The sequence below is a fragment of the Nocardioides xinjiangensis genome (assembly GCF_017916385.1).
In the GTDB taxonomy this organism is placed as follows: domain Bacteria; phylum Actinomycetota; class Actinomycetes; order Propionibacteriales; family Nocardioidaceae; genus Nocardioides; species Nocardioides xinjiangensis.
In genome coordinates this window covers 178,890-197,066 of the sequence record NZ_JAFMSW010000002.1, presented here as the reverse complement: position 1 = coordinate 197,066, position 18,177 = coordinate 178,890, and the positions used below count along the sequence as shown (strand labels likewise).

Below are 18,177 nucleotides of genomic sequence, written 5' to 3'. Positions count from 1 at the left end.
CCACTTCTACGCCAGCATGGCGCCATGACCTCCGCGCCGACGCTCACCGTCCACCCCGTCCCGGCCATGGGGGCCGAGGACGTCCTCGTCACTCCCGACGGCCTCGTCCACACCGGCACCGAGGACGGGGCGATCTGGGCCCTCGACCCGGCCACCGGCAGCACCCGTCGTGTGGCCGACACCGGCGGTCGGCCGCTCGGCCTAGAGCTCCTCGGGAGCGGACACCTCCTGGTGTGCGACGCGCACCGCGGGCTGCTGCGGGTCTCGCCCACCTCGGGCTCGGTGGAGGTGCTGGTCGACCGGGTCGAGGGGCGCGCGATGCGCTTCTGCAACAACGCCGCGGTCGCTGCCGACGACACGATCTGGTTCAGCGACTCCTCCCTCCACCACGGCGTCGAGGAGTGGAGGGCCGACTTCGTCCGGAACACCCGCACCGGCCGGCTCCTGCGCCGCGACCCCGTCGGCACCGTCACGGTGGCGCTCGACGGGCTCGCCTTCGCGAACGGCGTCGCGCTGTCCGCGGACGAGTCCTACGTGTGCGTGGCCGAGTGCCGCGGCCGCACCGTCGTGCGCCTCTGGCTCACCGGTCCGCGGGCGGGGGAGCGCGACCACCTCGTCACCGACCTCCCGGGCTACCCCGACAACATCAGCCGCGGCAGCGACGGCCTCATCTGGGTGAGCGTCGCGAGTCCCGTCAACGGCCTGGTGGAGCGGCTCGGGCGGGCCCCGATGGCCCTGCGCCGGGCGATCACCCGGATCCCCGAGTCGTGGCAGCCCGGGCCGGCGCGGACGATCCGCGTGCAGGCGTACGCCGACGACGGCCGGCTGGTCCACGACCTCGACCTCGCCCCGCCGGAGCAGGGGCCGGGCTACCACATGGTCACGGGGGTCCGCGAGCACGACGGGAGGATCTGGATGGGCAGCCTCCACGAGCCGGCGGTGGCCGTCCACGACCAGGCATGAAATAGACTCGGCCGACATGTCACTCCTCGACTCGATCGCGACCCCGGGCGACCTCCGGGCGCTCTCGTCGGAGCAGCTGGACGAGCTGGCCGCCGAGATCCGCGACGTCATGATCCGCACGGTCGCGACCAACTCCGGGCACCTCGGCCCCAACCTGGGCGTCGTGGAGCTGACCCTGGCCATCCACCGCGTCTTCGACTCCCCCCGCGACCGCGTGGTCTTCGACACCGGGCACCAGTCCTACGTCCACAAGCTCGTCACCGGGCGCCACGCCGACTTCGCGACCCTGCGCAAGGAGGGCGGCGTCAGCGGCTACCCGAGCCGGGCCGAGTCCGAGCACGACATCGTCGAGAACTCCCACGCGTCCACCTCGCTGTCCTACGCCGACGGGCTCGCCAAGGCGTACGCCATCCGCGGCGAGGACCGCCACGTCGTCGCGGTCATCGGCGACGGCGCCCTGACCGGCGGCATGGCGTGGGAGGCGCTCAACAACATCGCCATCGCCAGGAGCAGCCGCCTGGTCATCGTGGTCAACGACAACGAGCGGTCCTACACCCCGACGATCGGCGGGCTGGCCACGGCGCTCACCTCGCTGCGCACGAACCCGCGCTACGAGCAGGTCCTCGACCTGGTCAAGAAGCGCCTCAACGCCGTCCCGGGCGTCGGGCACGCGGCCTACGATGCGCTGCACGCGGTCAAGAAGGGCATGAAGGACGCGCTCGCACCGCAGGGGCTCTTCGAGGACCTCGGCCTGAAGTACGTCGGGCCCGTTGACGGCCACGACCGCGCCGCCATGGAGCAGGCGCTCGCCAACGCCAAGCGCTTCAACGGTCCCGTGATCGTCCACGCCATCACCCGCAAGGGCCAGGGCTACGACCCGGCGCTGCGGCACGAGGCCGACCAGTTCCACGCACCCGGCCCCTTCGACGTCCAGACCGGTGCGGAGAAGCCGAAGGGCAAGATCTGGACCGACCACTTCTCCGAGGCGATCGTCGACCTCGGCAGTCGCCGCGAGGACGTCGTCGCGATCACCGCCGCGATGATGCACCCGGTCGGGCTCGACGTGTTCGCCCAGAGGTTCCCCGAGCGCACCTTCGACGTTGGCATCGCCGAGCAGCACGCCGTCACCTCCGCCGCGGGCCTCGCGATGGGCGGCCTGCACCCCGTCTTCGCGGTCTACGCCACCTTCCTCAACCGCGCCTTCGACCAGGTGCTGATGGACGTGGCCCTGCACAGGTGCGGCGTCACCTTCGTCCTCGACCGCTCGGGTGTCACCGGTGACGACGGCGCGAGCCACAACGGCATGTGGGACATGTCGATCCTGCAGGTCGTGCCCGGCCTCCGGCTCGCGGCCCCACGCGACGTGACCCGCCTCCACGAGCTGCTCGAGGAGGCCGTGCAGGTCGACGACGCCCCGACGGTCGTGCGGTTCCCGAAGGGCCCACCGCCCGCCGACGTCCCGGCCGTCGACCGCGTCGGCGGCGCCGACGTGCTGGTCCGCGAGGGCGAGCGCGACGTGCTCATCGTCGCGGTCGGCTCGATGGCGACCACCGCCGTCGAGGTGGCGTCCCGCCTGGTCGACCAGGGCATCGGCGTCACGGTGGTCGACCCGCGCTGGGTCAAGCCCGTCGACCCCGCCGTGATCGACCTCGCGCGCGAGCACCGCCTCGTGGTGAGCGTCGAGGACAACGGCCGCGTCGGCGGCTGCGGGGCGGCGCTCCTGCAGGCGCTCAACGACGCCGACGTGGGTACGCCCTTCCGCCTGCACGGCATCCCGCAGGAGTTCCTCGACCACGCCAAGCGCGACGCCATCCTGGCCCGCATCGGCCTCGACGCCCAGACGATCGCCCGCGCCGTCGTGGAGGACGTCACCGCCCTCGACGGCGGCCCGACGCTGGTCCAGGTCGACCACACCGCCTGACCGCGCCCGGACCCCACCCGACTCGACGGTGGGGACGCCCGCGCCCTAGGTTGCAGGGATGAGCGTCTTCCGCACCAAGTCCGTCGAGCAGTCGATCGCCGAGACCGAGGCCCCCGAGCACCGCCTGAGGAAGAACCTCGGTGCGCTGGACCTGACCATCTTCGGCGTCGGCGTGATCATCGGCGCCGGCATCTTCGTCTACACCGGCCAGGTGGCGGCGACCAACGCCGGTCCCGCGATCGCGGTGTCGTTCCTCATCGCCGGCCTCGCGTGCGCCCTCGCCGCCCTCTGCTACGCCGAGTTCGCCTCCACCGTGCCGGTCGCCGGCAGCGCGTACACGTTCTCCTACGCCACCTTCGGCGAGCTGATCGCGTGGATCATCGGCTGGGACCTGGTGCTGGAGTTCACCGTCGGCGCCTCGGCGCTCGCGGCCGGGTTCTCCGGCTACCTCCAGAACGTGCTGGAGGGCACGCCGCTCGAGGTGCCGGCGTCGCTCGCCTCGGCCAGCGACGGCATCGTGAACCTGCCGGCCGTGCTCATCTCGCTGCTCGTCGCGGCCGTCCTGATCGGCGGCATCAAGCTCTCGAGCCGGGTCAACCAGGTCGTCGTCGCCATCAAGCTGGGCGTCGTGGCGCTGGTCATCGTGATGGGCATCGGCTACGTCAAGGCGGCCAACTACACGCCGTTCGTCCCGCCGAGCCAGCCCACCGGCGACGCCGAGGGCAGCTTCTGGTCCTTGCCCCTCGTGACCTCGATCTTCGGCCTCGAGCCCGCCGTCTTCGGGATCGCCGGCGTGATCGCCGGTGCCGCCATCGTGTTCTTCGCCTTCATCGGCTTCGACGTCGTCGCGACCACCGCCGAGGAGACCCGCAACCCGCAGCGCGACGTCCCGATCGGCGTCCTCGGGTCGCTCGCGATCGTGACCGTGCTCTACATCGCCGTCTGCTTCGTGGTGACCGGCATGCAGAACTACACCGACATCGACCCCGCCGACGCCGCGCCCCTGGCGACCGCCTTCGACGCGGTCGGCGTCGAGTGGATCGGCAACGTCATCGCGGTCGGCGCCACCATCGGTCTCACCGTGGTCGTCCTCATCCTGATGATGGGCCAGACCCGGGTCGCCTTCGCGATGGCCCGCGACGGGCTGCTGCCCACGTCGCTGGCCAAGGTCCACCCCACCTTCGGCACGCCCTACCGCATCACCGCCATCACCGGCATCGGCGTCGCCCTGCTGTCCGGCTTCGTCGACTTCGAGACGCTCGGCCACCTCGTCTCGATCGGGACGCTGTTCGCCTTCGTCCTCGTCTCGATCGGCGTCGTCGTGCTGCGACGCACCCGTCCCGAGCTGCCGCGCGCGTTCCGCACCCCGGCGGTGTCCGTCGTCGCGACGCTCTCGGTGCTCCTGTGCTTCTACCTGATGCTCAACCTGACCGGCGAGACCTGGGTGCGGTTCCTGGTCTGGATGGCGATCGGCCTGGCCGTGTACGTCCTCTACGGCCGCTCGCACAGCCGCCTCGGTCGCGGCGAGCTCGCCGGCACCCGGCCCGTCGACGTGCCCGCGGACCCCGGCGCCTGATCGTCGTACGGCCGACGCTGGCCGCGCCGCGGCCCCCGGCTGCTGCCCCCGCTGGGGCGGTGCGTGGTGCAGGTTCTGCCGCTCGGGAACCTGTCTCACGCACCGCTGCCGGGGCGTGCGGGTGTGGGGCGGTGCGTGGTGCAGGTTCTGCGGCTGGGAAACCTGCCTCACGCACCGCTGCGGCGTGCGGGTGTGGGGCGGTGCGTGGTGCAGGTTCTGCGGCTCGGGAACCGTGTCTCACGCACCGCTGCGCGGGCGTGCGGACGTCGGGCGGTGCGTGGTGCAGGTTCTGCGGCTCGGAAACCTGCCTCACGCACCGCTGCCGGGGCGTGCGGGTGTGGGGCGGTGCGTGGTGCAGGTTCTGCGGCTCGGGAACCTGCCTCACGCACCGCCCCGCGGGCAAGCCTCAGTGGAAGCGGCGCCCGGTCGCCTTCTCCGCGATGCCGGTGACGTCGAGCATGAACGTCAGCCCGCCGTTCCAGAACGAGAAGCCCGCGCCGGTGATCATCGCCAGGTCGATGTCCTGCGGGGCCGCGACGACGCCCTCGTCGAGCATCAGCCGGGCCTCCTCGGCCAGGCCGGCGAGCGTCCTCTCGCGGACCTCGTCGGCGGTGAGGACCACCGGCGAGCCCGGCTTCTCGAGCAGCGCCTCGACCTCGGGGTCGAGCCGGCCGTCGGGGCCGTAGTACGCGGTCTTGCGCGCCGCCACGATCCGCTCGAGCGCGGGGGAGACGTGGAAGCGGTCGGGAAAGGCGGCGGCCAGCGTCTCGTTGTTGTGCAGCGCGATGGCCGGGCCGACGAGCGACAGCAGCACGAACGGCGGCATGGGGGCGATGCCGGCGAAGGCGCCGTCGGCGACCTCGACCGGCGTGCCCTCGTCGACGATCCGGGCGACCTCGCTCATGAACCGGCCGAGGAGCCGGTTGACGATGAACGACGGGCTGTCCTTGACGAGGATGGTCGTCTTCTTCAGCGCCTTGCCGGTGGCGAACGCCGTGGCGAGCGTCGCGTCGTCGGTGGCCTCGCCCTTGACGATCTCCAGCAGCGGCATGACCGCGACGGGGTTGAAGAAGTGGAAGCCCACGACCCGTTCGGGGTGCTCGAGGTCGGCGGCCATCTCGGTGATCGACAGCGACGAGGTGTTCGTGGCCAGCACGCACTCGGCGGAGACGACCTTCTCGACGTCGGCGTAGACGCTCTTCTTGACCGCCATCTCCTCGAACACGGCCTCGATCACGAAGTCCGCGTCGCCGAAGGCGACCTGCTTGTCGGTCTCGCCCGACACCAGCGCCTTGTGGCGATTGGCCTTGTCCTGGTTGATCCGGCCCTTCGCGAGGAGCTTGTCGATCTCGGCGTGCACGTAGGCGACGCCGTTGTCGGCGCGCTGCTGGTCGAGGTCGGTGAGCACGACCGGCACCTCGAGGCGACGTACGAGGAGCAGCGCCAGCTGGCTGGCCATGAGGCCGGCACCCACGATGCCGACCTTGGTGACCGGCCGGGCGAGGGACCGGTCGGGCGCGCCGGCGGGGCGCTTCGCCCGCTTCTGCACGAGGTCGAACGCGTAGAGCGAGGCGAGCAGCTCGGGGGTCTGCGAGAGCGCCTCGAGCGCGTCGTCCTCGGCCGCGAAGCCGGCGTCGCGATCGGTGTCGCGGGCGGCCGCGATGAGCTCGACGGCCTTCGCCGCCGCCGGGGAGCCGCCGCCGGTCTTCGCGGCGACGATCGCTCGTGCCCGCTCGATCGCGGCGTCCCACGCCTCGCCGCGGTCCACCTCGGGACGTTCGACGACGACCTCGCCACGGACCACCGACGCAGCCCACAGCAGCGACTGCTCGAGGAAGTCGGCCCCGCTGAACACCGCGTCGGCGAGGCCGAGCTCGTGTGCCGCCGTGCCGGTGAGCGTCCGGCCCTGGTTGAGCGGGTTCTCCAGGATCAGCGTGACCGCCGTGTCGGCGCCGACGAGGTTGGGCACCAGCCACGCGCCGCCCCAGCCCGGGACGAGCCCGAGCATGACCTCCGGCAGGCCCAGCGCGGGAGCGGAGTCCATGACCGTGCGGTAGGTGCAGTGCAGGGCCACTTCCAGACCGCCGCCGAGCGCGAGCCCGTTGATCAGGCCGAACGACGGCTTGCCGCCGTCCTGCAGCTTGCGGAAGACCGCGTGACCGAGCTCGGCGACGGTCCGTACGGCGTCGGGGCCGCCGCCCTGGATGGCGGTCAGGTCCGCACCGGCCGCCAGGATGAACGGCTTGCCGGTCACCGCGATCGCGTCGATCGCGTCGTCGGCGAGAGCCGCGTCGATCGCCGTGTCGAGCGCGAGCAGCGAGGCGGGGCCGAACGTGTTGGGCTTGGTGTGGTCCTCGCCGTTGTCGAGGGTGATCAGCCCGAAGGTCGCGCCGGGCAGCGCGACCGTGCGCAGGTGCGCCTGCGTCACGCGCTCGGCGTCGGAGACGATCGCGCGGGCGCGCTCGAAGATGTCGGTGCTCACTTGATCTCTCCCTCGTCCGAGCCGGCGCCGGTCCAGTGCGGGTTCTCCCAGATCACGGTGCCGCCCATCCCGATGCCGATGCACATGGTGGTGAGCCCGTAGCGGGCCTCGGGGCGCTCCTCGAACTGGCGCGCCAGCTGGGTCATCAGGCGGACGCCGGACGAGGCGAGCGGGTGGCCTACGGCGATCGCGCCGCCGTAGGCGTTCACGCGGGCGTCGTCGTCGGCGATGCCGAAGTGCTCGAGGAAGGCCAGCACCTGGACGGCGAACGCCTCGTTGACCTCGAACGCGTCGATGTCGTCGATGGTCAGGCCGGCGAGGTCGAGCGCCTTCTGGGTCGCGGGGATGGGGCCGGCGCCCATCACCTCGGGCGCGACGCCGACGAAGGCGTAGGTCACCAGGCGCATCTTCACGGGCAGGCCCAGCTCGCGTGCGGTCGCCTCGTCGGCCAGCAGCGCGGCGGTGGCACCGTCGTTGAGGCCGGCGGCGTTGCCCGCCGTGACGTTGCCGGAGGAGCGGAAGGGGGTCTTGAGACCCGCGAGCGACTCCAGCGTGGTCTCCGGACGCATCGGCTCGTCGACGGTGGCCAGGCCCCAGCCGGCGTCGGCCGAGCGGGTGGCGACCGGGACGAGGTCGGGCTGGATCCGGCCCGCGTCGTAGGCGGCCTTCGTCTTCTGCTGGCTGCGCACGGCGTACGCGTCCACGCGCTCGCGCGTGATGGTGGGGTAGCGGTCGTGCAGGTTCTCCGCGGTCTTGCCCATCACGAGGGCGTCGGGGTCGACGATCCGCTCGGACAGGATGCGCGGGTTGGGGTCGACGCCCTCGCCCATCGGGTGGCGGCCCATGTGCTCGACGCCGCCGGCGATCGCCACGTCGTAGGCACCGAAGGCGATGCCGGAGGCGGTGGTGGTGACGGCGGTCATCGCGCCGGCGCACATGCGGTCGATCGAGTAGCCCGGGACGCTCTGCGGCAGGCCGGAGAGCAGCGCGGCGGTGCGCCCGATGGTCAGGCCCTGGTCGCCGATCTGGGTGGTGGCGGCGACCGCGACCTCGTCGACGCGCTCGGGCGGCAGGGAGGGGTTGCGGCGCATCAGCTCGCGGATGCACTTGATGACGAGGTCGTCGGCGCGCGTCTCGGCGTACTGGCCCTTGGCCTTGCCGAACGGGGTGCGCACGCCGTCGACGAAGACGACCTCACGCTGAGGACGGGACACGGGCTGCTCCCAGGGTCGGAGGGGACGGGTGCGCTCACGTTACCTTCGGGTAACAACGGCTGCCCACGAAGACGGGTGTGTGTCAGGTCACTCCGCGCGGGTCACTAGGGTGGGGCGCATGGCCGACCGACTCGTGCACATCGTCGACGACGCCGAGGTGCTCGCCGACGCCGGCGACCTGACCCTGGTCGTCGTGCTTACCGGGTTCCTCGACGCCGGCAAGTCCGCGGAGCTCGCAGCGACCCACCTCGCGGGGCTCTCCGACGGGGGCAAGGTCGTGGCGACCTTCGACGTGGACTCGCTGCACGACTACCGCGCGCGCCGGCCCCCGCTCTCCTTCGTGCGCGACCACTACGCCGACTACGAGGCGCCGAGACTGGTGGTCCGCGCCCTGCGCGACACGGGTGGTACGCCCTTCCTGCTGCTCGCCGGCCCGGAGCCGGACATCCGCTGGGAGGCCTTCGCGCGTGCGGTGCGCGAGGTCGTCGACCACTTCGGGGTCTCCCGGACGGTGAGCCTGGGGGCGGTGCCGATGGCCGTGCCGCACACGCGTCCGATCGCGATCACCCCCCACGCCAACCGCCCCGACCTGGTGCCGGGCAAGAGCCCCTGGCAGGGCGAGCTGCGGGTCCCCGCCAGCGCCCAGGCGCTCCTGGAGGTCCGGCTGGGGGAGTGGGGCCTCGACGCGCTCGGCTTCGTCGCGCACATCCCGCACTACCTGGCGCAGATGGAGTACCCGCAGGCGGCCCTGGTGCTGCTGGAGCACCTCGAGATCGGGGGGCGGCTCACCGTCGACCTCGGTGAGCTGCGCGAGGCGGCCGAGATCACCGAGACCGAGGTGGACCGCTACCTCTCCACGCACGACGAGGTCGGCGAGGTCGTCCGCGGGCTGGAGCAGCAGTACGACTCCTTCCGCGAGGCCGAGGCCAGCGGCTCCTCGCTCCTGGCCGGCGACGGTCCGCTGCCGACCGGCGACGAGATCGGCAGCGCCTTCGAGGCCTTCCTCGCCGACCTCGACGACCAGTCGAGGGACCCCTTGAAGGACAACGACACCGACCCGGGCTGGGAGGAGCGCTGATGGCGGGGAGTGCTGCCGAGCTGGCCGGCCTGCTCGACCTCGAGCCGCTCGAGGTCGACCTCTTCCGCGGCTCGCAGGCGCGCACGACGCGTCAGCGGGTCTTCGGCGGACAGGTGGCCGCGCAGGCCGTGGTCGCAGCCACCCGCAGCGTCGACGGCGACTTCGTCCTGCACTCGCTGCACTCGTACTTCCTGCGGCCCGGCGACACCACCGTGCCGATCGTCTACGACGTGGAGCGCATCCGCGACGGCCGGTCCTTCATCACCCGCCGCGTCTCGGCGCGCCAGCACGGCCGACCGATCTACTACATGACCGCGAACTTCCAGGTCCCCGAGCCGGGGCTCGAGCACCAGGACCGGATGCCCGAGGTGCCCGCGCCCGAGCACGGACTGCCGCTGATCGAGCTCGCCCGCGCTCAGGGCCCCGAGACCGCCCAGGACTGGGAGCGGGAGTGGGCCGCTCTCGACGTGCGCCACGTCGGCATCACCGGCCAGGGCATCGACGACGACACCGAGCACACGGCCCGCGCCCGGCTCTGGATCAGGGTCGACGGGACGCTCGCCGACGACCCGACCGTCCAGCAGGCGGCGTTCACCTACGCCAGCGACCTCACGCTGCTCGGCGCCGCGCTGGTCCCGCACGGCATGACCATCGCATCGCCGCGCCTGCAGCCGGCGTCGCTGGACCACACGATCTGGTTCCACCGTCCGTTCCGTGCCGACGACTGGTGGCTCTACGACCAGTTCTCCCCGTTCGCCGGTGGCGCCCGCGGACTCGCGCTCGCCCGCGTCTTCTCGCGGTCCGGCGACCTGGTCGCGACCGTCGCGCAGGAGGGCCTGATCCGGGTCCGCGAGCCCCGCACATAGCATTACATCGTTGTAATTCGTCGCATTTGGGTGACGGGCGTGTCGCGCGGCCCGTAACCTGTGATCGCTCATGTGGCGATTGGGGCTGCCGTGACTGCCGTGCACTCATGTGGTGCATGGCATCCAGCCGGCCCCGAGCGCCCTCCGCTCGACACCCGTGACGAGGACGCTCACCGATGGGTCCTGCCCCGCGTACGACTGCCCGTACGACTGCTCGTACGACCCCGCGCGCGACGACGCTGGTGGCCGCCGCGGCCGCCCTCGCGCTGCTCGCTCCCGCCGCCCCGGCGACCGGTGCGCGCCGGGCGGCGCCCGTGACGGCGTTCCAGATGCCCTTCCCGTGCGGGGAGACCTGGACGGGCTCGACCCGGCCGGGGCACAGCCCGAGCGTCAACGCGGTCGACTGGAACCGCAACCCCGACCTCGGCGCACCGGTCGTGTCCGCCGCTGCGGGCGTGGTGACGGCGGCGTACGCCACGCCGCGCGGCGGCTACGGGCGCTGGGTCGTCATCGACCACGGCAACGGCGAGAGCACGCTCTACGCCCACCTGGCCAGCGTGGTCGTCGCCGTCGGCCAGCGTGTCGACCAGGGCGCGATGATCGGCACGCTCGGTGACAGCGGCAACTCCTCCGGATCGCACCTGCACTTCGAGGAGAAGAGCGGCCGCAGCGTGGTGCCCGCGTGGTTCAACGGCAGCGAGTTCCGCAGCGGCGCCCAGACCTCCCGCAACTGCGTGGACGTCCCCCTGGCGGGCAACTTCGCCGGCGACCGTGCCTCGGAGATCGCGGTGTTCCGTCGGGCCCGCAAGTCCTCGTTCATCGTCCACGTCGCCGGTGCCGCACCCCTCACCGTCAGGTTCGGCAAGGCGTACGACGAGCCGCTGCTCGGCGACTGGAACGGCGACGGGCGGCTCGACGTGGGCGTGCGGACGCCGCGCAAGAGCAAGTTCAAGCTCAAGACGCCGAGCGGCATCGTCAAGGTGAGGTGGGGCGTGCCCTCCGACATCCCGGTCAGCGGTGACTGGAACGGCGACGGCAGCACCGAGATCGGCGTCCGGCGCGCGGCCGAGGGGACGTTCCACCAGCGGATGCCCGACGGCTCGGCCGTCCAGGTGTGGCTCGGCGACGCCGACGACCTGCCGGTCACCGGCGACTGGGACGGCAACGGCACGACCGACCTCGGCGTGTACGACCAGGCCACGGCCACCTTCACGCTGCGCAGCGTGGACGCCGCCGGGCTGTCCGTGCTGGAGGTCGTGCAGTTCGGCGCGGCAGGCGACCTCCCCGTGACGGGCGACTGGAACGGCGACGGCGTCACCGACCTCGGTGTGTGGTCGCCCGCGACGGCGACCTTCACCCAGGGAGTGGGACGGGCGCCGACGTCGGCCAGGCGCCCGCTCAGGACCGTGCGGTTCGGCACGCCCCGCGGCTGAGCCGCTCGACGCCCCGGCGGCCCGGGCGGAGCGTCCGGCCCCGCCTCGGGCGGAGCCTCAGGCGGGGCGCGTGCGACCGAGCAGGTGCGGCGCGCCGTCCCGGGGGCTCGTCACCGCGAACGTCCACCCCGCGTCGTCGCGCCGGGCCGCGTAGGCCACCGTGCCGGGCAGGAACACCGGCTTGCGGAAGGCCACCTCCGCGGTCACGGCCGCCGGCAGCCGGTTCTCGATCGCGGCGATCGACCGGGCCTTGGTCCACATGCCGTGCGCGATCTGGCGCCGGAACCCGAGCGCCCTGGCGGTGACGGGGTAGAGGTGGATCGGGTTGGCGTCGCCCGACACCGCGGCGTACGTGCGCCCGAGGCCGGCGGGCAGCCGCCACTCGACGCCCCCGACGGGCGGGTCGAGGACCTCGATGCCCGGCGCCGGGTCGCCGTCGACGGAACGCCCGCGGCGCAGGTACGTCGACGTCGACTCCCACACCGTCTCGCCGCCGGCCACCACTGCGGTGACGAAGTCGAGAAGCACGCCCTTCGCGTGGGGACGCGGTGCCCCCACCGAGGTCGTGACGTCGAGGGACTCGCCGACGCCGATGGCGCGGTGCGCGGTGATCGCGTTCTCGACGTGCACCATGCCGATGGCGGGGTAGGGGAACGCGGGGTCGCCCATGATCGCCATGTGCAGCGGGAAGGCGAGCATGTGCGGGTAGGTCAGCGGCACGACGTCGCGGCGCGGGAACCCGCACACCGCGGCGTACGCGTCGACCCGGCCGCGCTCGGCGACGACGGCCTCACGCGCGTACGCCAGTCCGGAGAAGTCGCGAGCGGACCCCTTGCGCACGCCGGGGAGCCGGTTGACGCCCGGCACGACGGGCAGCGCCGCGCGGAGCAGCGTGGTGAGGCCGCCGGGCTCGCCCGTGAGCTGCCTGACCTCCGGCGCGGTCGCCATCAGGCGCCCAGCATCATCTGGCCGCACACCCGCACCACGTTGCCGTTGACGGCACCGGAGCCGGGGCTGGCGAACCACGCGATGGTCTCGGCCACGTCGACCGGGAGCCCGCCCTGGGCGAGGGCGTTGAGGCGCTGGCCGACCTCGCGGGTGGCGAAGGGCACCGCCGCCGTCATCTGGGTGATGATGAAGCCGGGTGCCACCGCGTTGACCGTGATGCCGTCGGCGAGCTCGTCGCGCAGGCTGTCCACCAGTCCGATGACGCCCGCCTTGGACGTGGCGTAGTTGGTCTGGCCGACGTTGCCCGCGATGCCGGCGATCGAGGCCACGCCGACGATCCGGCCGCCCGGGTTGACCACGCCCGCGTCGAGGAGCTCGCGGGTGATGAGCTCGGGGGCGGTGAGGTTGACCGCGATGACGCTGCTCCAGCGGTCCGCCGCCATGTTCGCGAGCCTCCGGTCGCGGGTGATGCCGGCGTTGTGCACGACCACGTCCACGCCGCCGTGGTGCTCGCGCAGGTGGTGGGCGATGCGCTGGGGCGCGTCCTTGGCGGTGATGTCGAGCACGAGGTGGTCGCCGTCGAGCTCGGCCATCAGGGTCTGCAGCTCGCTCGCGGCCTGGGGCACGTCGAGGCCCACGACGCTCGCGCCGTCGCGGTGCAGGACGCGGGCGATCTCCTCGCCGATGCCGCGGCTGGCGCCGGTGACGAGCGCAACCTTGCCGGCCAGCGGGCGGGTCCAGTCGGCCACCTCGTCGGTCGTGGTCGCCCCGTGGGCGCCGATGCGGACCACCTGGCCCGACACGTACGCCGACTTCGGCGACAGGAGGAAGCCCAGCGTCGAGGCGACGGCGCCGTCGGCGGCGGGCGCGACGTACACGAGCTGGACCGTGCCGCCGCGGCCGACCTCCTTGCCGAGGCTGCGCGTGAAGCCCTCCAGCGCGCGCTGGGCGATGCGCTCGGAACCGCTCCGCTGCTCCGGCGGCGTGCCGAGCACGACGATCCGGGGGCAGGACTCCAGCCGCCGCAGGAGCGGGGTGAAGAACTCCTGCAGCGCGACGAGGCCGGAGGTGTCGGTGATCCCGGTCGCGTCGAAGACCAGGGCCTTCGCGCGGGCGCCCTCCTCGAGCGTCGTGGCAGACGCGATGCCGAGTCCGTCGAGCGTGGCGGGCAGGGTGGCCGTCAGCCGGCCGGTGCCGCCGAGCACGACGAGGCCGTCGACGAGCGCGTCGCCCCCGGCCCAGCGCTCGAGCGCGACGGGGTTCGGCAGGCCGAGGTTCTTCACGACCAGCCGGCCGATCGGGGAGGACGCGAAGCCCTGGTAGCGGTCACTCATGGTGGCGGTGTCCTTGTCGTGGGTCGAGGTCGAGGTCGGGTCGAGGTCGGGTCGTGCGGAGAGGGGGACGTGCGGGCGCCGGGTGCGGGACATGTAACTCGGAGTGCAACTCACCGTCCACTTTTCGTGACGTGGACCTCACCCCGTTGGCGCGGGGCGCGCCACCGGCAAGGATAGGAACATGCAGCCCACCACTCGTCCCGTCGCTGTCGTCGGCGGCAACCGCATCCCGTTCGCACGGTCCAACACCGTCTACGCCGGGGTCTCCAACCAGGAGATGCTGACCGCGGCGATCGACGGGCTCGTGGACAGGTTCGACCTCCGCGGCGAGCGCCTCGGCGAGGTCGTCGCCGGAGCGGTGCTCAAGCACGCGCGCGACTTCAACCTGACCCGCGAGTCGGTGCTCGGCTCCCGGCTCGCGCCCGAGACTCCGGCGACCGACATCCAGCAGGCCTGTGGGACGGGCCTCCAGGCCGCGATCCAGGTGGCCAACAAGATCGCGCTCGGCGTGATCGACGTCGGCGTCGCCGGCGGCACCGACACCACCTCCGACGCCCCGGTCGCGATCAGCGACAAGCTGCGTCGCAAGCTGATGAAGGTCAACGCCGCCAAGGACACCGCGAGCCGCCTCAAGGCGCTCGGCTCGATCCGCCCCGGCGACATCGGCCTCGACGTCCCGCAGAACGGCGAGCCCCGCACCCGGCTGTCGATGGGCGAGCACGCCGCCCTGACCGCCGTCGAGTGGCGGATCACCCGCGAGGCGCAGGACGAGCTCGCGGCGCGCTCGCACCACAACCTCGCCCGGTCCTACGACGAGGGCTTCCAGGACGACCTGGTCACGCCGTTCCGCGGCGTCGAGCGCGACAACCACATGCGCCCGGACTCCACGGTCGAGAAGCTCGCCACGCTCAAGCCGGTCTTCGGCAAGGGAGCCGCCGCCACGATGACCGCCGGCAACAGCACCCCGCTGTCCGACGGTGCGTCGGCGGTGCTGCTCGCCAGCGACGAGTGGGCCGAGGCGCGCGGCCTGCCGGTCCTGGCGCACCTCGTCGACGCCGAGACCGCGGCGGTCGACTACGTCAACGGCCACGAGGGGCTGCTGATGGCCCCGGCGTACGCCGTCCCGCGGATGCTCGAGCGCAACGGCCTGACCCTGCAGGACTTCGACTTCTACGAGATCCACGAGGCCTTCGCCTCGCAGGTGCTCGCGACGCTCGCGGCGTGGGAGGACCCGGTGTTCAGCAAGGAGCGGCTGGGCCTCGACGCACCGCTGGGCGCGATCGACCGGGACAAGCTCAACGTCACCGGCTCCTCGCTCGCCGCCGCCCACCCCTTCGCCGCGACCGGCGGGCGGATCCTGCCCGTCGCCGCGAAGCTGCTGGCGCAGAAGGGCAGTGGACGCGCGCTGATCTCGATCTGCGCCGCGGGCGGGCAGGGCGTGGTCGCCATCCTCGAGCGCTGAGCCGCGCGAGCCGAGCGGTCCGCCGGTCCGGTAGGGTCGGGGCCGATCGACATCCTTTAACGAGCCGTCCCGTGAGGCGGAGAAGGAGGTCCGGCGCGCAGATGCCTGCCCCCGAAGAAGCCGTCACCGTCCCCACCGGCCAGCAGCCGGACCGGGCCGACCGCACCGTCCTCGACGGTCGCGACATCTCCCGGGCGCTGACCCGGATCTCGCACGAGCTGCTCGAGCGCAACAAGGGCGCCACCGACCTGGTGCTCCTCGGCCTCCACACCCGGGGCGTGCCGCTCGCGCGGCGCATCGCGGACAAGATCGCGACGGTCGAGGGCGCTCCCGTGGCCGTGGGCGAGCTCGACGTGACGCTGTACCGCGACGACCTGCGGTCGCAGCCCACCCGGCGCGCCCACAAGACCGCGCTGCCCCCGGGCGGGATCGACCGCAAGGTCGTGGTCCTCGTCGACGACGTGCTCTTCTCCGGCCGCACCATCCGGGCCGCCCTCGACGCGCTCGCCGACCTCGGCCGCCCGTCGGCGGTCCGCCTCGCGGTGCTCGTCGACCGCGGCCACCGGGAGCTGCCGATCCGTGCCGACCACGTCGGCAAGAACCTGCCCAGCGCCCTCGCCGAGCGCGTGAGCGTCCGGCTCAGCGAGGTCGACGGCACCGACGAGGTGACGATCTCGTGAAGCACCTGCTCTCCGTCGACGACCTGTCGACCGACGAGATCCTCCAGCTGTTCGAGACCGCGGCGGACATGCACGACGTGCAGAGCCGGGAGGTCAAGAAGCTCCCGGCGCTGCGCGGCCGGACGATCGTCAACATGTTCTTCGAGGACTCCACCCGCACGCGCTCGTCGTTCGAGATCGCCGGCAAGTGGCTCTCCGCCGACGTCATCAACGTCAGCGCGAAGGGATCGAGCACCTCCAAGGGCGAGAGCCTGCGCGACACCGTGCTGACGGTCTGCGCGATGGCCGTGGACGGCCTCGTCATCCGGCACCCCGCGAGCGGCGCCGCGGTCCAGGTCAGCCAGTGGGTCGACGCCTCGGTGGTCAACGCCGGCGACGGCACCCACGAGCACCCGACGCAGGCGCTGCTCGACGCGTACACCCTCCAGCGGCACCTCGGCTCGCTCGAGGGCCGCCACGTCGCGATCATCGGCGACCTCACCCACAGCAGGGTGTTCCGCTCCAACGTGCAGTGCCTGACCCGCCTCGGCGCCCGCGTCACCGTCGTCGCGCCGCCGACGCTGATGCCGAGCGGCATCGCGGCGTGGTCGGCTGCAGCGGGCTTCGAGACGTCGTACGACGTGGACGCGGTGCTGCCCGACGCGGACGCCGTGATGATGCTGCGCGTCCAGCGCGAGCGCATGTCCGGCGCCTACTTCCCGAGCGCTCGCGAGTACACCGTCGGCTACGGGCTGACGCGCGGCCGCCTCGCGCTGCTCAAGCCCGACGTGCCGATCTGCCACCCCGGGCCGATGAACCGCGGCCTGGAGATCGCCGCCGACGCGGCGGACGCCGCGCAGTCGGTGGTGCTCGAGCAGGTCTCCAGCGGCCTGGCCGTCCGCATGGCCGTGCTCTACCACCTGCTCGCCGGAGAGCTCCAAGGAGGAGTCGCCTGATGTCGCTGGTGATCAAGGGAGCCTCGCTGCTCGGTGAGGGGACCGCCGACCTCCACGTCGACGACACGGGCACGTTCGTCGACGCCGCGCCCGCCGGTGCGGAGACCCTCGACGCCGACGGCCTGGTCGCCCTGCCGGGGCTCGTCGACCTGCACACCCACCTGCGCGAGCCGGGCCGCGAGGACGCCGAGACCATCCTCACGGGGTCGCAGGCGGCGGCGCTGGGCGGCTACACGGCGGTGCTGGCCATGGCCAACACCTCACCGGTCACCGACACCGCCGAGGCCGCGACCCGCGTCTGGGAGCTCGGGCGCGAGGCCGGGCTGGTGCACGTCCAGCCCGTCGGGGCCGTGACCCGCGGCCTCGCCGGCGAGGAGCTCGCCGAGCTCGGGTTGATGCACCGCTCGCGGGCCCGGGTGACGGTCTTCTCCGACGACGGGCGGTGCGTGCACGACGCCCGCGTGATGCGACGTGCGCTGGAGTACGTCAAGGCGTTCGGCGGCGTCGTCTCCCAGCACTCCCAGGACCCGACGCTCGCGGGCCCCGCTGCCTGCTGCCACGAGGGCGAGCTGTCCGGCCGGCTGGGGCTGCCGGGCTGGCCCGGCATCGCCGAGGAGGTCGTGGTGGCACGCGACGTGATGCTGGCGCGGCACACCGGCTCGCGCGTCCACGTCGCCCACGTGTCGACCGCCGGGTCGGTCGAGGTGCTGCGCTGGGCGAAGGCGCAGGCGCGGCGGGACGGGCACTGGGACGTCACCGCCGAGGTGACCCCGCACCACCTCCTGCTGACCACCGACCTGCTCACCGGCTACGACCCGACGTACAAGGTCAACCCGCCCCTGCGGCCCCAGGAGGACGTCGACGCCCTCCGCGAGGCGCTGGTCGACGGCACGATCGACGCGGTCGCCACCGACCACGCGCCGCACGCGCGCCACGACAAGGAGCACGCGTTCGTCGACGCGGCGTTCGGGATGCTCGGCATCGAGACGGCGCTGGGTGTCGTGCGGACCGCGCTGCCCGAGCTGTCGTGGGCCGACGTCGCGCGGATCATGTCCGTCGCGCCGGCCCGCATCGCCGGCCTGGCGGACCAGGGCCGGCCGCTCGCGGTCGGCTCGCCCGCGCACGTCGTCTTGGTCGACCCGGACGCGTCGGTGACCGTTGACCGCGACGCGTCGGCGTCGCTCTCGCGCAACAACCCCTGGCACGGCCGCAGCCTCGCCTCGCGGGTCGTCCACACCGTCTACGGCGGCCGGGTCACCGTCCGCGACGGCGCCCTGGCCTGACC

The 18,177-nt window shown here is 72.8% G+C and carries 14 protein-coding genes; 10 read left to right on the top strand and 4 right to left on the bottom strand.

Annotation, left to right across the window (positions count from 1 at the left end; all coding sequences use genetic code 11):
• Window positions 1-24 precede the first annotated feature (24 nt).
• Genes J3P32_RS15770 through J3P32_RS15760 form a run of 3 tightly spaced genes read left to right on the top strand, consistent with a single transcriptional unit; the run spans window position 25 to window position 4,460 of the window.
• A complete protein-coding gene (locus J3P32_RS15770; RefSeq protein WP_210441006.1) occupies window positions 25-963 on the top strand; it encodes an SMP-30/gluconolactonase/LRE family protein in 939 nt (312 codons plus the stop codon).
• A 16-nt stretch (window positions 964-979) separates the two neighbouring features.
• Window positions 980-2,884 (top strand): 1-deoxy-D-xylulose-5-phosphate synthase, encoded by a 1,905-nt coding sequence (dxs, locus tag J3P32_RS15765; protein WP_210441004.1) that lies wholly within the window; start codon window positions 980-982, stop codon window positions 2,882-2,884.
• A 58-nt stretch (window positions 2,885-2,942) separates the two neighbouring features.
• Complete coding sequence (locus J3P32_RS15760) at window positions 2,943-4,460, top strand: amino acid permease (protein WP_210441002.1); 1,518 nt, start codon at window positions 2,943-2,945, stop codon at window positions 4,458-4,460.
• A 406-nt stretch (window positions 4,461-4,866) separates the two neighbouring features.
• Here J3P32_RS15760 and J3P32_RS15755 read toward each other — a convergent pair whose 3' ends face one another.
• Together J3P32_RS15755 and J3P32_RS15750 are read right to left on the bottom strand one after the other, a co-directional pair.
• Complete coding sequence (locus J3P32_RS15755) at window positions 4,867-6,942, bottom strand: 3-hydroxyacyl-CoA dehydrogenase NAD-binding domain-containing protein (protein WP_210441000.1); 2,076 nt, start codon at window positions 6,940-6,942, stop codon at window positions 4,867-4,869.
• Window positions 6,939-8,156: a thiolase family protein gene (locus J3P32_RS15750; protein ID WP_210440998.1), complete on the bottom strand. Its 1,218-nt coding sequence runs from the start codon at window positions 8,154-8,156 to the stop codon at window positions 6,939-6,941. Before J3P32_RS15750 ends, J3P32_RS15755 begins: the two co-directional genes overlap by 4 nt.
• Window positions 8,157-8,274: 118 nt before the next feature.
• Here J3P32_RS15750 and J3P32_RS15745 point away from each other — a divergent pair, with 118 nt between their 5' ends.
• The 3 genes from J3P32_RS15745 to J3P32_RS15735 all read left to right on the top strand — a co-directional run bounded on the left by J3P32_RS15745 (window position 8,275) and on the right by J3P32_RS15735 (window position 11,533).
• Window positions 8,275-9,234: a PAC2 family protein gene (locus J3P32_RS15745; RefSeq protein WP_210440996.1), complete on the top strand. Its 960-nt coding sequence runs from the start codon at window positions 8,275-8,277 to the stop codon at window positions 9,232-9,234.
• Window positions 9,234-10,100 (top strand): acyl-CoA thioesterase, encoded by an 867-nt coding sequence (locus J3P32_RS15740; RefSeq protein WP_210440994.1) that lies wholly within the window; start codon window positions 9,234-9,236, stop codon window positions 10,098-10,100. The genes J3P32_RS15745 and J3P32_RS15740 overlap by 1 nt, the downstream gene beginning before the upstream one ends.
• A 176-nt stretch (window positions 10,101-10,276) precedes the next feature.
• Window positions 10,277-11,533 carry a M23 family metallopeptidase gene (locus J3P32_RS15735; RefSeq protein WP_210440992.1) on the top strand — a complete coding sequence of 419 codons (1,257 nt, stop codon included), beginning with the start codon at window positions 10,277-10,279 and terminating at the stop codon, window positions 11,531-11,533.
• Window positions 11,534-11,590: 57 nt separating this feature from the next.
• On the opposite strand, the gene J3P32_RS15730 is transcribed toward J3P32_RS15735, so the two are convergent.
• Window positions 11,591-12,481 carry a MaoC/PaaZ C-terminal domain-containing protein gene (locus J3P32_RS15730; protein ID WP_210440990.1) on the bottom strand — a complete coding sequence of 297 codons (891 nt, stop codon included), beginning with the start codon at window positions 12,479-12,481 and terminating at the stop codon, window positions 11,591-11,593.
• A complete protein-coding gene (locus J3P32_RS15725; protein WP_307861730.1) occupies window positions 12,481-13,908 on the bottom strand; it encodes a 3-oxoacyl-ACP reductase in 1,428 nt (475 codons plus the stop codon). The genes J3P32_RS15730 and J3P32_RS15725 overlap by 1 nt, the downstream gene beginning before the upstream one ends.
• A gap of 88 nt (window positions 13,909-13,996) precedes the next feature.
• Here J3P32_RS15725 and J3P32_RS15720 point away from each other — a divergent pair, with 88 nt between their 5' ends.
• From J3P32_RS15720 to J3P32_RS15705, 4 genes are all read left to right on the top strand, one after another.
• Entirely contained in the window at window positions 13,997-15,277 is a 1,281-nt protein-coding gene (locus tag J3P32_RS15720) for an acetyl-CoA C-acetyltransferase (protein WP_210440988.1), read from the top strand.
• A 101-nt stretch (window positions 15,278-15,378) separates the two neighbouring features.
• A complete protein-coding gene (gene pyrR / locus J3P32_RS15715; RefSeq protein WP_210440986.1) occupies window positions 15,379-15,957 on the top strand; it encodes a bifunctional pyr operon transcriptional regulator/uracil phosphoribosyltransferase PyrR in 579 nt (192 codons plus the stop codon).
• Window positions 15,954-16,892 (top strand): aspartate carbamoyltransferase catalytic subunit, encoded by a 939-nt coding sequence (locus J3P32_RS15710; RefSeq protein WP_210440985.1) that lies wholly within the window; start codon window positions 15,954-15,956, stop codon window positions 16,890-16,892. Before pyrR ends, J3P32_RS15710 begins: the two co-directional genes overlap by 4 nt.
• Window positions 16,892-18,175 (top strand): dihydroorotase, encoded by a 1,284-nt coding sequence (locus J3P32_RS15705; protein WP_246851232.1) that lies wholly within the window; start codon window positions 16,892-16,894, stop codon window positions 18,173-18,175. Before J3P32_RS15710 ends, J3P32_RS15705 begins: the two co-directional genes overlap by 1 nt.
• Window positions 18,176-18,177 lie beyond the last annotated feature (2 nt).